The sequence below is a fragment of the Scandinavium hiltneri genome (genome assembly GCF_024764835.1).
Lineage (GTDB): Bacteria > Pseudomonadota > Gammaproteobacteria > Enterobacterales > Enterobacteriaceae > Scandinavium > Scandinavium hiltneri.
The window spans coordinates 171324-186931 of record NZ_JALIGE010000071.1 but is presented as its reverse complement, the minus strand read 5'-3'; the positions used below and the strand labels follow the sequence as shown (position 1 = coordinate 186931).

Sequence of the window (15608 nt, the reverse complement as noted above, 5' to 3'; positions counted from 1 at the left end):
CGGACTAAACAATGAAACAACGCGAATCAGCGGACAATTCTCAGGGGCAGCTCTATATTGTACCCACGCCAATCGGTAATCTTGGCGACATCACCCAACGTGCGCTGGAAATACTTCAAGCTGTTGATCTCATTGCTGCGGAAGATACTCGCCATACCGGTTTACTGCTGCAACATTTTGCCATAAACGCCCGTTTATTTGCCCTTCATGACCACAATGAACAGCAAAAGGCTGAAACACTTCTGGCGAAGCTGAAAGAAGGGCAGAATATCGCGTTGGTTTCCGATGCCGGAACGCCACTGATTAACGATCCGGGTTATCACCTGGTGCGCACCTGCCGTGAGGCGGGCATTCGTGTGGTACCGCTGCCTGGCCCATGTGCGGCTATCGCGGCGCTGAGCGCGGCGGGTCTGCCTTCCGATAAATTCTGCTACGAAGGTTTCCTGCCAGCCAAATCAAAAGGCCGTCGCGATGCGCTGCGTGCATTAGAAAACGAACCCCGCACCCTGATTTTCTACGAATCCACCCATCGACTGCTGGAAAGCCTGGAAGATATCTGCACGGTACTGGGCGAAAGCCGCTACGTGGTGCTGGCCCGTGAGCTGACTAAAACCTGGGAAACCATCACTGGCGCACCGATTGGCGAACTGCTGGCGTGGGTGAAAGAAGACGAAAACCGCCGCAAAGGCGAAATGGTGCTGATCATTGAAGGTTTCAAAGTGCAGAGCGACGACGCGCTGCCTGCGGAAGCACTACGCACCCTGGCGCTGCTGCAGGCCGAACTGCCGCTGAAGAAAGCCGCTGCCATCGCCGCTGAAATCCACGGCGTGAAGAAAAACGCGCTGTATAAGTACGCGCTGGAACAGCAGGGCGAGTGACACGATGAGCCGCTGTCCTTGGATGGGTAGCGGTTGAATCAAAAAGGTATTGCCAGCCGAAGCATGTCTTCCGACAGTCGTGGCGGAAGACATGACGGAAGAAAATCAGGTAGCGCTTTCGGATCATCCATCCTAAATCAAACGGTTCGCAGTTCGACTCCCGTTTTTTCCAGGGCTGCGACGTCTTGTTTACTGATACTGCTGTCAGTAATGACACAATTAATCTTGTTCATCGGCAGCACCTGGTTGAATCCACGACGGTTGAATTTAGTCGCGTCCAGCACGGCGATAACGTTGTGTGCGGCTGATGCCATTACACCGCTTATCGAATAACCCTCGTTAAAGGTGGTAATCCCGTTAGTGGCATCAATGCCGTCAGCGCCAACAAACATCAAATCGGCGCTTATGCCATGTAATGACTGCTCTGCAACGGTGCCGTGCATGGAGTGGGTTTTATGCCGGACCGTGCCGCCGCAAACAACCAGCGTGATGTCTTTGTTTTCCGCCAAGGTAAACGCGGCTGGCAGACTGTTGGTTATCACGGTGATGTTGGTTTTCTTGACCAGCTCTTCGGCAATCAGCAGGGTTGTGCTTCCACTGTCGAGAATGACCGTCATACCTTCAGCAATCATATTTGCTGCGGCTTGCGCAATACGCTTTTTAGGATCGCTGGCGAGCTTGTAGCGATCTTCCAACATAACTTCCTGAGTGTCAGCTTCTGCTAAATTACTTCCGGGTTTTGCCGCTCCGCCATGGAAGCGTGTGACTAACCCTTTATCTTCCAGCAAACGCAGGTCTGCACGAATAGTTACCTCTGAGGTTCCAAAGGCATTCGAAAGATCCAGAACCAATACGCTTCCCTGAGAGTGAACCAGTTCGACTATTTTGTTCCTACGTTCAAATGAGTTCATCTTGATGTGCCTGACAATTAATTGTGGTTAGTGTAATCGAAGGGTTGTGAAAGGTGAACGATAAATTTCGAAAGTGAACGTGAGCCAGCGTAGATCGCTGGCTCACGTTTTTAAGGCAGACTAAGCAGTATTTTTCCCTGCATCGGCGCACCGTTTAACGCTTCAATCGTGATGGCGTAACTTTCCATATCGCCCCGATGAGCAATCAACGGATCAAGCTGGAGGCGTTTCTCTGTCAACAGCCTGGTGGCTGTTTCCCATTCTGTTCCCGGCCATGGGCTGGAGTAATTCATCCAGCTGCCGAGCAGCGTGAGTTCTTTTCGCAGAATCTGTCCGAAGACGGTGGATGCCAGCATCAAATCTCTATGCAGTGTTCCTACCAGCGCAACCTGGGCCCGTGGCCCGGCGATTTCAATCGACAGTACGACGGTCTGCGGCGTACCTGCCGTTTCGAGAATGAGTTGATCAAACTGATGCTCTGTGAGCACAGACTGAATATCATCCGCACTCATTTCACGACTGTTTAATGCGTGAGTCGCGCCCAGGGTTTTGGCTAATTCAAGTTTTTCTGGGTTGATATCTATCGCGGTAATGCTTTTCGCACCCAGTTCACGTGCGCACTGCATTGCCAGCAAACCGATGGTTCCTGCCCCGACGATGACCACGTTTTTCCCATCGCAGCCCTGAGCCAGGTTGAAGGCATGCAAGCCGACGGTGATAGGCTCGATGAACGCGCCATCCTCCACGGGCATTGTCGACGGCAGACGGTAGAGGTTCGCGCGTTTGACCACGACGTATTCTGCATTTCCGCCTTCGCTGCGTGAGCCGACAAACTGGTACTGCTTGCAGAGTGAGAAGAATCCATGTTTGCACTGCGGGCATGTAAAGCACGGCAGGAGAGGCACGCAGGCAACGGCGTCGCCGGGTTGCAGGTCGCTCACCTCAGAGCCATAAGATTCAACATAACCGCTAAATTCATGTCCTAACGTTATCGGATAATAGTGCGCACCTTGGGCGAAAATACGCGGAATATCTGACCCGCAGAGCCCGGAACTCACGATTTTGACCAATACGTCATCCTTGGTTTTTAACTGTGGAATAGGACGTTCTTCAACGCGCACTTTTCCCTCAGCGTGGATCACCACTGATTTCATACGATTCTCCAGAAAGGTGCGGGGGAGTGCAGGCTCCCCCAAAGTAATTAAGAGAGGTTTTCGGCCTGTTGAAGGGCAGCGGCTTTTTCAGAGGCGATATAGTTACGCGCGCGACGCCAGGTTAGCAGCACGCCGGTCAGGTAAACCACGGCGATAATGACGAAGCCGGTGATGTTCTGCCAGGTGAAGAGTTGGATAAGCAGCCAGGTAATCGGCGAACCGCCCTGGTCCATTGAGGCCACCATGCCCCCGGCTTTCAACGCTCCGGCGTTTTGCGCCAGCTGGGTATGTAAGCCGATGGTTTGTGTGGCAATCCATAGCGTGATCCCCATAATGATGACGCCTGAAATTAGCGTGCGGAACAGGTTGCCCTGATGAACCGCAACCGCCATAGCCACGAAGAAACCGATAGTTGCCAGGTCGCCAAACGGCAGAACCTGATTACCCGGAACCAGAACGGCAATCAGAATGGTCAGCGGAATGAAAATCAGGCTCGCAGAGACCACCGAGGTGTGCCCCAACAGCAGCGCAGGATCCAGACCAATCAGGAATTCCTGACCGCCAAATTTAGCCTGCAGACGTTTACGCGCATGTTTCGCAATAGGGGTTAAGCCATCCATAATCGGTTTGATCACTCGTGGCATCAGCAGCATTACAGCAGCCGTTTTCACCGCCAGTTGCAGAACAGCTTTGGTGTCATAACCTGCAAGTAAGCCAATCGCCAGCCCCATCACAAAGCCCACGGTGACCGGTTCACCGAAGGGGCCAAAGCGTTTCTGTACATCATCGGCGCTGAAATGGATGCTATTCAGGCCTGGAATTTTTTCAATGACCGTATCGACCAGTACGGCGATTGGCCCGAGATAAGCAGAAGACCCATGCGGGATAGCGATACCTTCCAGCCCGAAGAAGTCTCGGGTATCTTTGGCAAACCAGTCACCCAGTTTGTAGACGAACGCGGCGTGAAGCACGACCCCGAGAATACCAATCCAGTATGAGCCAGTAGCCAGGTGCAACATCGCGCCGGTAAAGGTCATGTGCCAGATATTCCAGATATCGACGTTGACGACGCGGGTCATGCGGGTGACGAGCATGAGGATGTTAACGCCAATAGCAATCGGAATGGCAACAAGCGCAATTTGCGAAGCCCAGGTCATTGGAGATGAACCCGGCCAGCCGATATCCACCACGTGCAGGTTTATCTGGAACTGTTCCGCCATGGATTTTGCCGCAGGTCCAATGGAATCGAGCATCAACCCGATCACCAGCCCAATACCGACAAAACCAATGCCGATATGCAGCCCTGATTTGAAACAATCGCCGAGCTTCATCCCCAGAGCTTTAGAGAACACGATGATCACCAGAGGCAACATCACCGTTGGTCCTAAATCGAGGATATAACGCATTATTTCGCTAAACATGGCGTTACCCCACGAGGATGGTCAGGATTTTTTGTTGCAAGGCTTCGATACCGACGCCGGAGACAAACGGCATGCCGTGAACCACCGGGATATCTCCAAAAGTACGATCAACGCGTGCGGTGGTGCAGATAAGATCTGCGCCATCCATATAAGTTTCGATTTCCGTTACCCGACATTGCACTAAATCGAGAGTGATATTGTTCGACTCGCAAAGCTCTTTGATCTCTTCTGCCGCCATGGTTGACGTTGCTACTGCACCACCGCAGGCCACAATGATTTTACGTTTCATAGGGTATTCCTTTTATTATCAGTTTCTTATTGGTTCTGGACGCAGAGTTGCGGTTCCAGAACCGTTTCCCGGAATAGCGTGGCCAGTTCGGTATCAGGGGCGTTTAGCAACGCTTCAAGGGTGTCCGGGTTTTGCAGCTCACCAAAAAGACGACGCAGCAGCTTCAACTGTGCCGTTGGGTTTTCAACGATCAGGGCGATGATTAAGGATGCGTGGATCTCCGCGTCATCGTCAGCCTGCTGAAATTTCACCGGGCTGGTGGGACGAATCAAATACAACGCCGGTGATTTTGCATGTTCAGCCTCGCAGTGAGGGATAGCGATGGCATGCTGTTCAAGCGCAATGCCGGTTGGGAATACGGCTTCGCGTTCCAGTAATGCCGCCGGCCAGGTGTCATGCACGACACCTTTGGCCAGCATTTCTTCACCAATATGCGCCAACACTTGCTGGCGCGAGCTGAAGGTAATTCCGGTTCGAACAAAGAGTTGGCTCATAAAATCTCCGGATTCAGGCTGCTTGTGCCGTACAGCCAAAACGATAGGCCCTGAGTACGTCCTGAATTTTGTCGATAATCAGGTTGTGCGGGGTAAGAGTGAGAGAACCTTCCGACAGGCGTTCAAGCTGAACCGGCATAAACTGGCTGATTAATCCCAGTGGAAGAGAGACCTCATTCAGATTGGCCGTCAGTTTCTCCACGCTCTGTCTGATACGCGGATGAGGCCAGTAATAGCGGGTCCGGTCAGAGAGACTGAAGTGAATATCGACCATCGCCTGGCTCCAGGTCGGGTGATAATACTTCTTCCAGTAACCCGGTTCGTTGAGCATCACCTCATCAATCACTTCCAACACGCGGCTGCGACGCTCAGTAGAGACCAGCTCGTTTTCCATTTGTGCCAACGCAAAGATCGCTTCTCGTAATGCAAAGGTGAGTGCTGGACCTACTTTCAGGATTGCATAGTGGTCGCGAACCAGAGCGTGGTATGCCTGACGAGTTTGATAGTCCGTAGAGTGAGCCTCATAGACCATTGGCGTTTGCTTTATCCAGCCAGATAACGCTTCGGCGGCATGCGGTTGATAGTGAATGATCTGGGTATGATCGAATTCCACCCCTGGCTGCACGACAATCGCAATCACCCGGCTTAAGGCTTCTTCCAGCCCTAATGCACAGAAGGCAACTTGATGGGTTTCGAGGGTGTGGGCCGCGTCTTTCTCACGTGTAATATGGACCGTTCCGATGGTGCTGGCTTCCCCGCCGGGGACGGGAACTTCGGTGCCGATGACATACGTCAGAGCGCGTTTTTGTTCGTCCGTTGCTGTGTTTTCTGCGGCCTTGCAAAGGATGGCCGCACGTTCAGCGACGATCATTGGATCCAGCGGCGTAGGGTCATCAGCACAAGACATCGACGCATCAAGGTGGATTTTGCTGAACCCAGCAGTGACATAGGCCTTAATCAATTCAACGGATTTTTCCATGGCGACTGCGGCGGCTTCGTTTTGCCAGCAATTTGGCCCAAGATGATCGCCGCCGAGGATCAGCCTTTCTGGTGGGAAACCGACGTCTTTTGCAATCTCATAGACAAAGTCCCGAAAGTCAGCGGGCTTCATTCCGGTATACCCCCCAAACTGATTTACCTGATTCGAGGTCGCTTCGATGAGCACTTTATTGTCGCTATCCAGATCGAAACGTAAGGTGGCTTCAATGACCAGAGGGTGGGCCGAACAAACGGAGCAAATCCCCAAATGTTCACCGCGTTTATGTCGAGCGATTATCTCTTTCACTACGTTCTCCGAAAGTGGTTAATGCTTTGAATTAAAATGATTAAATTCAGTCGCTACAGCTTTCCTTCACTGCCGCAATCAAAAATAACTTTCTGCACGACCTGCTTCATCGCTGATTTGGCGGGGATCATGTAATGCCGCGGATCGCTGGTATCGGGGTGAATACTCAAATAGTCTTTAAGCGCATTAGCGAATGCTATTTTGAGCTCGGTCGCGACGTTTACCTTGCAAATACCCAGCGTAATTGCGCGGTGAATATCCTCTGTCGGAAGCCCTGATGCGCCATGCAGAACCAGTGGGATATCGACCTGCTGTCGGATTTCTGCCAGACGATCAAAGTCGAGTTTTGGTTCACCCACGTACAGCCCATGGGCGGAACCAATGGCGACCGCCAGTGAATCAATACCGGTTTTTTCAACGAATTCTCGTGCCTGAATCGGATGGGTATACAGCGTGTCTTTGGCGTCAACGGTCAAATCGTCTTCCTGACCGCCCAGGCGACCCAGCTCGGCTTCCACGCTGACGTCATAGCGATGGCAGTCGTCGGCAACGCTTTTCACTAACGCGATATTTTCGGTAAATGCGTGGTGGGAACCGTCGATCATCACCGACCGCACACCGGCTTTCACCTTTTGTTCAATGTCAGTTCCGCTTTCATGGTGATCGAGGTGGACCGCGAGAGGGTGGTTGTAGCTTCTGGCGAGCTCTGCGGCGATCGCCACGATATTCCCTGTTCCTGCATAGCTGAACGTTCCCGGCGTACCGGCCACAATCAGCGGAGAGCGGAGCTCAGATGCGGTTTCAACCACCACCTGCAGGGTCTCGAGATTGTGGATGTTGAAAGCAGGGACGGCATAACCTTCACGCTGGGCCTTCTTTAACATCGCTTTGGTCGAAATGATGAACATTTTCCCTCCGAATTCTTTCGTTTTTTTTCTTCGAAATAAAATATAGGCTTTCGGAATGTTGTTTTGTGATTGAGATCGAATAAACGAAACAATCGAAAGGAATGGAAGGGTTTTGAAAGTGATTGGGTTGGAGAGAGTCATCAAGGGCAAATCATGTTCACCCTTAATGGAAAGGAGAGTTACAAACTCTGATTCACCAGCCAGCGGGCGAAATCATCCATCGCCGGGGTTTGTGGTCGGGCCTGCATACGCGTGAGCCAGTAACTTCCGAGATTAATCTCGCATTCAAAGGGTTGCGTGATGCGCTCGCTGTTGAACAAGTGGGTGAACATATTCACCGGCGCGATGGCAACACCCATTCCGGCTTGGGCGGCTTCCAGCATCGTCACCGACGAATCAAAGACCATCACCCGATGTGTGGGCGACGGAGATTGTTCGCCTGCCGCCTCGAACCAGGAATTCCATTCATCGCGTCGATATGAGCGCAGCAGCGTGAATTGCAGAATATCGTCCGGCGTGCGCAGCGCCGCAGCCAGTTCGGGGCTGCACAGCGGTGCCAGCGGGGCCGAGCATAAAAACGTGGCGTCCGTATCGTGCCAGGCGCCGTTGCCGTAGCGAATGGTGTAGTCCAGCCCTTCAGCGGCCGGGTCGACCCGGTTGTTGTGCGTGGATAACTGCAAATCGATATACGGATAACAACGCCGGAAATCCTCCAGCCGGGGAAGCAGAAACCCGGTGGCAAACGTACCCACCACGCCGACCTTCAGTTTTTCTCGCTCATGGGAAACCGCGAACCTGTCCAGCATCCCCGCGATGCGATCGAACGAATCATTCAGCACCGGCAGCAGGCTTTCGCCTTCCGTCGTCAGCCGTAATCCACGCGAAACGCGAACAAACAGCGGGCAGTTCAGATGTTCTTCCAGCGCTTTGACCTGCTGGCTGATGGCCGAATGGGTGACGTTGAGCTCGATGGCGGCGTGAGTAAAGCTAAGGTGTCGCGCCGCGGCTTCGAACGCCCGCAACGAATTTAGCGGGATGTAGCTACGAGTCATGTTTTTTCCGTTAGAAAATCTTAAGGCTACTGCTAAATTTAATCGTTTGTTCGCCACAGTCAAATCCCGCAGGCTGAGCGCGTCTGATGTGCCGGACTCTCTGTCATGTTACTTATGGAAGAATTTCAATGATGAAAAAAACACTCTGCTGTGCGCTGGTTCTGAGCGTCTCCTTTTCTGCCTTTGCCACACAAAAAACATTAAGTGACAAACAGTTAGAAGAGGTGGTCAACCAAACGCTTAAACCGATGATCAAAGCGCAGGCCATTCCCGGCATGGCAGTGGCGGTGATTTATCAGGGCAAGCCACACTACTTTACCTACGGCGTGGCCGACATCGCGAAAAAGCAGCCGGTGACGACGCAGACGATTTTTGAGCTGGGCTCCGTGAGTAAAACTTTCACCGGCGTGCTGGGCGGCGATAGTGTGGCGCGCGGGGAAGTGAAGCTCAGTGATCCGGCTACGAAATACTGGCCAGAACTGACGGGCAAGCAGTGGCAGGGCATCACTCTGTTAGATCTGGCGACCTACACCGCGGGCGGCTTGCCATTGCAGGTGCCGGATGAGGTCGATAATCAGGCCGCGCTGCTGAAGTTTTACCAGAACTGGCAGCCGGACTGGGCGCCGGGTACCCGTCGTCAGTACACTAACTCAAGCATTGGCCTGTTTGGCGCGCTGGCGGTGAAACCGTCCGGGATGACGTTTAACGATGCGGTGCGCCAGCGCGTTCTGCAACCGCTGAACCTCAATCATACCTGGTTCACCGTTCCGGCCAATGAAGAAAATCATTACGCCTGGGGCTATCGTGACGGTAAAGCCATGCACGTTGGGCCGGGCATGCTGGATGCCGAAGCCTACGGCGTGAAATCCACCATCGAGGATATGGCGAGCTGGGTGCAATACAACATGAACCCGCAGCAGGTGAAACAGCCGACGCTGCAAAAAGGGCTGGAGCTTGCGCAGTCGCGCTACTGGCGCAGCGGCAGTATGTATCAGGGCTTAGGCTGGGAAATGCTGAACTGGCCGGTTGCGGCGGCGACCGTCATTAACGGCAGCGATAACAAAGTGGCGCTGGCGGCTTCACCTGTGACGGCGATAGATCCGCCGGTTGCGCCAGTGAAAGCCTCTCTGGTGCATAAAACCGGGTCGACTAACGGCTTTGGCGCATACGTAGCGTTCATTCCTGAAAAATACATCGGCATTGTGATGCTGGCCAACAAAATGTATCCGAATACCGAGCGAGTGAAAGCGGCAAATACCATCCTCAACACGCTGTAAATAGGGATGTGGCTCGAAGGGTGACATTGCCGCGCAAACCCTCTATACTTCGCGCCGAAGCTGACCAGACAGTCGCCGCTTCGTCGTCGTCCTCTTTCGGGGGGAGACGGGCGAAGGGGAGGAAAGTCCGGGCTCCATAGGGCAGGGTGCCAGGTAACGCCTGGGGGGGAAACCCACGACCAGTGCAACAGAGAGCAAACCGCCGATGGCCCGCGCAAGCGGGATCAGGTAAGGGTGAAAGGGTGCGGTAAGAGCGCACCGCGCGACTGGCAACAGTTCGTGGCACGGTAAACTCCACCCGGAGCAAGGCCAAATAGGGGTTCACAAGGTACGGCCCGTACTGAACCCGGGTAGGCTGCTTGAGCCAGTGAGCGATTGCTGGCCTAGATGAATGACTGTCCACGACAGAACCCGGCTTATCGGTCAGCTTCAACTCATTCATAAACGCCCTGCACTGTGAAAACAGTGCAGGGCGTTTTGCTTTGTAAAACACGGCCCGGCGGCGCAGTGGACTGCACCACCGGGAAAAAACACCCGGATCGCTACCTGTATATACTAAATGCATCCACGAAAATTTAATTTAATATTTTTAGCCATGAAACGATAACGCCGGTTTATTATTAAACCACTTACTAGTGGCGTGTTTTGTGGTACGTGGTAATCTTATTGATGAAATACCATCAGGTTTTGCTATGTGCATTATTCCTCCTCCCTGGTGGTAACTCTATTATTCGTTAATTACCTGTATCTTCCGACAGCTCCCCATGGTTCCCTATGATTTTTCGTTATTTTAAAACATCATCTTCTCTGACCGGAGCTGTCAGAACCCTCTTTATTGCATTTTATTGCATGGTGTTTGCTATTGTTTCAACGGTAGTCTATCTCGATCGCCAGAGTCTACTGGACACCATCAGCCACAACCTGTTTGTTTCCAAGACCAGCCTGCTTAAATCGGTGGTTGAGGACTACATTAATATTCCGCGCCAGGCCGATTCGGTATTGAGAGACACGTTCAAACATTATCAGACTGACAATATCGCAGTCAGCGATGTATATGACGATATCATGAACGTGATGAACGATGTCTTCCAGAGCAATATCGACCTGAATGTGCTGCAGTTTGGTAATCTTAAGGGCGATTACATCGGTATCAGCCACCGAAGCGATGGCGGTAAAGAAGAGTATCTGACCTTAAAAGACCCCTCTACGCACGACGTTTTGGTCTCGTACGCCGGGTCGACAACGCGTTCGACGGTGGTCATGCAGAACCCGCATTACACGATGCATAACCGGCCATGGTATCAGCCGGTGAATGAGTATAAGAAGCCGCTGTGGACACCGGTGTATCGTGACCTCAGTACCGAAAAAGAGGTCGGTATTGCCTACAGCGTGCCCGCATTTAATAGCAAGGGGCAGTATATTGGCGTAATTTCCAGTGAACTGCATTTGCAAAATTTGAGCAAAATGCTGCGCCGCCAGCGCCCTTACCGGGAGAGTCATTTACTCATCCTGGATGAGCGCGATCAGATTGTGGCCTCATCGTCGCACCGCCTCGCACCGCCCGTTAATTCAGAAATGGTGCTGCCAACGCTGACCAATAATACCTCGCCGATGATTGAGAAAATCGGAAAGTCGCTTCTGGCTGCTAGCCCGAATGAGGTGATTAATCTTAAGCTTGAGGGTGACCGTTATTACGCCACGCGTTTTCCTGTTAACGATGCGTCCGGCGAATTGAAATGGCAGGCGGTGGTCATTATCCCTGCATCGGCGATTAACGCGACCGTAAAGCTGCATGATAATTTCATGATTGTGGCGTTGATCCTGACCTTCCTGCTCAGCGCGGCGCTGGTCCACGTGGTGCTGACCCGCATTACCTCGCCGCTACGCCAGATTGCCCAGCGTACCAAAGATCTGGAGTCCGGACAGTGGACAGAAGGCAACTGTGGCTACCAGTTCCAGGAAATTGCCGAGCTCGAATCCGGCTTTAAGCATTTGTCGCAGCGATTGACTGACAGCTTCGAACAGATGCGTAAGAAAATAGAATTTGACCCGTCCTCCGGTCTTTATACACGCAGTGGATTATTAAATGATGAACGGATTTATCACCATCATAATTTAGTCGCGCTGGTCCACGTGACCAACATGAAGTCGATCATGAACACGCTGGGTAATAAGTATGCGGATGCGTTTATTGCTGAGTTTATGCGACAGGCGGAAGCCGTTCTGCCAACCAATATTATTGTGGCACGCGATAATATTGATAAATTCATTATTGTTTTCCCGGGTGTAAACCAGGAGAGCGATTATATTAAATATCAGAATATTATTAACTCGCTATTCTCGTTGAATAATAAATCAGGAAAGAATGGAAAGGGGAATATTCTTTTTGCCGGTAACGCGGGTATGGTATTGCAGGATATTACGCCAGAGACGATAACCGATATCTTAATGCATGCCTGGATAGCCCTGCGTCACGCTGAAAAGTCGGGGAATGCACAAACGCGGTTATATCTGCCTGAAATGCTGGAGACGGAGCTGACCAATATCCGCCTGCATGATTCACTCGGCAGCGCGATGGCCAGCAATGAGCTGTTCCTGGTGATTCAGCCGATTGCCGGACCGGATGACAGCGCAACGTGTATGGCCGGTGAGTGTCTGGTGCGGTGGCACTCTGAAAAGCTGGGTGAAATTCCGCCAGAGGATTTCATTCCCGTCGCCGAAGAAAGCGGGCTGATCATTCCGCTAGGTCGCTGGATTATTGAAGAAGCGTGCCGCGAACTGTCCGCGATGATTAAGCGTGGGGCGCCGAAGGATTTCCGCCTGCACATCAACATTTCGGCAATTCAGCTGCTGCAAAACGGTTTTGCCTGGCATCTGATGGATACCATCCAGCTGCATGGCCTTAAAAATGAAAACATCTGCATCGAGATCACGGAAGGTGGGCTGGATCGCGACATGGCTCAGGCTTCCCAGGTGCTGAACTATCTTCGACGCCACCAGATCAGCATCTGCCTGGATGACTTCGGCGCCGGCTTCTCCAGCATGTCTTATTTGCATTCGATTCCGTTCGACAGCATCAAAATTTCAAAGCATTTGATTTCGAATCGACTGAATAATGAGAAAAGCATTTGCGTCTTTAACTCATTGTTAACGTTGGCGAAAGGTTTCAAGGTGCCGCTGATTGCTATCGGCATTGAGGATGAAGATACCCGGAAGCATTTCTTCGCCCTCGGCTGCGATCAAGTGCAGGGCTACTATCTTGCCCATCCGGCTCCGTTTTCCTCTTTGTTTTATGGTTCTGAACAGGTCGCCAGCGATAAGGACGCTGCAGCGCTGACCGTCAACATGACAGCGCCGGTCAGGAGACTCTCTGATGTTCCGCATGCTTAAAAAACGCTCGATATCCTTCGCGAGTACGCTCATTCTCAGCCTGATGGTCTGCACGGTCATCATGATGTTGCTATTTTTTTTCCTCCAGCGCAGGGATATCAGTAACTGGTACACGGAAATAGCGCAAAAAACGCTGACCCAAAAAAGCCAGTATCTCAGCCACCGAATCAATATGTATCTGAACGAGCCCCAGCGCGCGGCCGAGTTGATGTCTGATTTGGTCAATGCGTCTTCGGGCATTGATTCCCCTGCCGTTGAGCAGCAGCTGAAGCATGTGCTGGGCCATGACTTCGTCTCTCCTGATACCATTTCACGGGTAGGTCTGGCGACGGCGGACGGGAAGTACGTTGCGTACGAAAGAGATAAATCCACGGGGGCTATTTTCCCGATCAAAACCTCGTCTACCGTTCCGGACAGATTAGATATCTATCGCACGGCGTCGAAGGATTCGGACATCGTTGGCCACGTTGAGCACTACAACATTTTCTCGCGTCACTGGTTTGTCAAAGCGATGACGCAAACCCGGCCTTTCTGGACCAAAAATTATTATCACATGTCGACCAGCAATGGCCAGACGATGAGTTGGCGCATGCCTTTATACAGCGACAGCCGGGCCTTTAAGGGCGTTGTTTTTGCCGATATTAACCCTACGGTTATCAGCAACTACCTTACAAAATCAGCCCCGACGTCGGGCAGTACGCTGCTACTGCTGGACGATCAGCAGCAAATTATTTCGTCTTCTCGCCCTCAATATCTCGCATCGGGCGACGAAAATCAGAAAGGACAGCACGTCAAACTGCGGAGTATTTACGCTTTCCCGATGCTTAAAGCCCTATTGCAGGGTGAAAACGAACCGTCCGCGTCATCACGAATCATTACCCACAAGGGTGAAGGCTATTTTGTGATAATGCATCCGGTTCGTGACCTGTCGGGTCAGTTTAACGGTTCACTGGTGCTGATTGCGCCGAATATCCATCCTTACGCCCTGTACAAAACGTCTCATTTCATGACTCTCATTATGCTGTCGACGCTGGCGCTGTTCTTTATGCTGGTGATGATTATGTTGGTGAGGCGATTTTTCTACCCGCTGCATCGGCTGGTGCAAAAGACCCGATGGCTCGGGAAACAATCGTGGGAACCAGCAGAACAGGGGACGTTATTCACGGAAATAGCCGTGCTCGAAGAGGAACTCAGCAAGGCGTCTGGCCTGATAACCGGTATGCTGAATGAGCAGAAACAGCGCATTGAAAAAGATAAAGATACCGGCATTCTGACGCGCGAAGGCTTTTTGAACGAGCCGTCACTGTATGACGGTCGCAATTTATTAGTGATGATCCGCGTGACTAACTTCCGTGATATGCGCAGTACGCTGGGCCACGTATATGGCAGTCGGTTTATTCGTTTCTTTGCTGAAAGCCTTATCCAGCTGGCGCCCGCGGAGAGTATTTTCTGCCGCTACTCTGAGGATTTGTTCATTGTGACCTTCCCTGGCCACAATGAGCAAAAAGATCTCGATACCTATTGGGGACTGATCTCGTCGTTGTTCCATGACGCACCAGCCCGACAAATTCAAAACGATCCGGAAGACGCATCACACGTTTTCACCGGTCAGGGCGGGGCTGTGCTGGAGACAATCACCACGGGTAATCTGGTCGATTGCATGATGAATGCAGGCCTGGCGCTGCAGCAAATCCGCACGGGCTCCAACCGCGAATATGTCCTGTTCACCCCGGAGATGCGGGAAAGTGAACTCAACAATATCCGCATGTTCAAGGCACTGCGTGAAGACCTGCTAAATGATGGATTCCATCTGGTTCTGCAACCCATTGTCGACCTGAATAATACCGACACGTTTACGGAAGGTGAATGCCTTATTCGCTGGCAATCTGCCGATCTCGGTTTTGTACCGCCGGATGTCTTTATCGGCCTCGCAGAGCGTACCGGCACCATTATTCGTCTGGGCCGCTGGATTATCGAAGAAGCCTGTCGTGAACTGGCGGCGTTTATCGCCCGCGGCGCGCCGGACGACTTTAAGCTACATATCAATATTTCGGCGGTGCAGCTCCAGCAGACCGATTTCTCCTCGCATCTGTTGACCTGTATTCAACATAACGGGCTTATCAACAGCAATATTTGTCTGGAAATTACCGAAAGCGTACTGCTGCAAAACAGCCAAAAGGTCATTGAAACGCTCAATTATCTTCGCCGTCTGGGGTTGTCTGTTGCGATTGATGATTTTGGCAGTGGCTACTCAAGCTTGTCCTATCTGCATTTACTGCCTTTCGATTGCCTGAAGATCGACCGTGATTTTGTGAAAGGCGTGCTGGATGACCGTAAGAGTGAGGCCATCATTTCGTCGGTGGTTATGCTGTCGCAATCCTTCGGCGTGCCGCTGGTTGCAGAAGGGATAGAGACCGTGGAAATGGGCGAAAAACTCGAGTCGATGGGATGCGTGAAAGCGCAGGGTTATTACTACTCGCGCCCACAGCTTTTCTCGGCCTGGGTACCGCAGGATGGGGTGATAACGGTGAAGGCTAACGGGTAAGCGC

At 52.1% G+C, this 15608-nt stretch carries 12 protein-coding genes and 1 other RNA gene; 5 read left to right on the top strand and 8 right to left on the bottom strand.

Annotated elements, in window-relative coordinates:
• The first annotated feature begins 11 nt into the window (after window positions 1-11).
• Window positions 12-878 carry a 16S rRNA (cytidine(1402)-2'-O)-methyltransferase gene (gene rsmI / locus MUU47_RS08235; protein ID WP_159772144.1) on the top strand — a complete coding sequence of 289 codons (867 nt, stop codon included), beginning with the start codon at window positions 12-14 and terminating at the stop codon, window positions 876-878.
• A gap of 137 nt (window positions 879-1015) precedes the next feature.
• Here the strand turns inward: rsmI and MUU47_RS08230 are convergent, their stop codons facing one another.
• From MUU47_RS08230 to ampR, 8 genes are all read right to left on the bottom strand, one after another.
• A complete protein-coding gene (locus MUU47_RS08230; protein ID WP_258987703.1) occupies window positions 1016-1789 on the bottom strand; it encodes a DeoR/GlpR family DNA-binding transcription regulator in 774 nt (257 codons plus the stop codon).
• A gap of 110 nt (window positions 1790-1899) precedes the next feature.
• A complete protein-coding gene (gatD, locus tag MUU47_RS08225) occupies window positions 1900-2943 on the bottom strand; it encodes a galactitol-1-phosphate 5-dehydrogenase (RefSeq protein ID WP_258987701.1) in 1044 nt (347 codons plus the stop codon).
• A 47-nt stretch (window positions 2944-2990) separates the two neighbouring features.
• A complete protein-coding gene (locus MUU47_RS08220) occupies window positions 2991-4364 on the bottom strand; it encodes a galactitol-specific PTS transporter subunit IIC (protein WP_258987700.1) in 1374 nt (457 codons plus the stop codon).
• Window positions 4365-4368: 4 nt separating this feature from the next.
• On the bottom strand, window positions 4369-4653 hold the full coding sequence (gatB, locus tag MUU47_RS08215; protein WP_258987698.1) for a PTS galactitol transporter subunit IIB: 285 nt from the start codon (window positions 4651-4653) through the stop codon (window positions 4369-4371).
• A 26-nt stretch (window positions 4654-4679) separates the two neighbouring features.
• Window positions 4680-5147, bottom strand: a complete 468-nt coding sequence (gatA, locus tag MUU47_RS08210) for a PTS galactitol transporter subunit IIA (protein ID WP_258987697.1) — start codon at window positions 5145-5147, stop codon at window positions 4680-4682.
• Window positions 5148-5160: 13 nt separating this feature from the next.
• Window positions 5161-6432 carry a tagatose-bisphosphate aldolase subunit GatZ gene (gene gatZ, locus MUU47_RS08205; protein WP_258987696.1) on the bottom strand — a complete coding sequence of 424 codons (1272 nt, stop codon included), beginning with the start codon at window positions 6430-6432 and terminating at the stop codon, window positions 5161-5163.
• Between the two features lie 53 nt (window positions 6433-6485).
• The gene (locus tag MUU47_RS08200) at window positions 6486-7340 is read right to left on the bottom strand and encodes a tagatose bisphosphate family class II aldolase (RefSeq protein WP_258987695.1); all 855 of its coding nucleotides are present in this window, start codon (window positions 7338-7340) and stop codon (window positions 6486-6488) included.
• A gap of 179 nt (window positions 7341-7519) precedes the next feature.
• Complete coding sequence (ampR, locus tag MUU47_RS08195) at window positions 7520-8392, bottom strand: LysR family transcriptional regulator AmpR (protein ID WP_258987694.1); 873 nt, start codon at window positions 8390-8392, stop codon at window positions 7520-7522.
• Between the two features lie 128 nt (window positions 8393-8520).
• Here ampR and blaBUT point away from each other — a divergent pair, with 128 nt between their 5' ends.
• The 4 genes from blaBUT to MUU47_RS08175 all read left to right on the top strand — a co-directional run bounded on the left by blaBUT (window position 8521) and on the right by MUU47_RS08175 (window position 15604).
• Entirely contained in the window at window positions 8521-9669 is a 1149-nt protein-coding gene (gene blaBUT / locus MUU47_RS08190) for a BUT family class C beta-lactamase (RefSeq protein ID WP_258987693.1), read from the top strand.
• A 56-nt stretch (window positions 9670-9725) separates the two neighbouring features.
• Window positions 9726-10104, top strand: an RNA gene (rnpB, locus tag MUU47_RS08185) — RNase P RNA component class A.
• Between the two features lie 414 nt (window positions 10105-10518).
• A complete protein-coding gene (locus MUU47_RS08180) occupies window positions 10519-13059 on the top strand; it encodes an EAL domain-containing protein (RefSeq protein WP_258987692.1) in 2541 nt (846 codons plus the stop codon).
• The gene (locus MUU47_RS08175) at window positions 13043-15604 is read left to right on the top strand and encodes an EAL domain-containing protein (RefSeq protein WP_258987690.1); all 2562 of its coding nucleotides are present in this window, start codon (window positions 13043-13045) and stop codon (window positions 15602-15604) included. The genes MUU47_RS08180 and MUU47_RS08175 overlap by 17 nt, the downstream gene beginning before the upstream one ends.
• Window positions 15605-15608 lie beyond the last annotated feature (4 nt).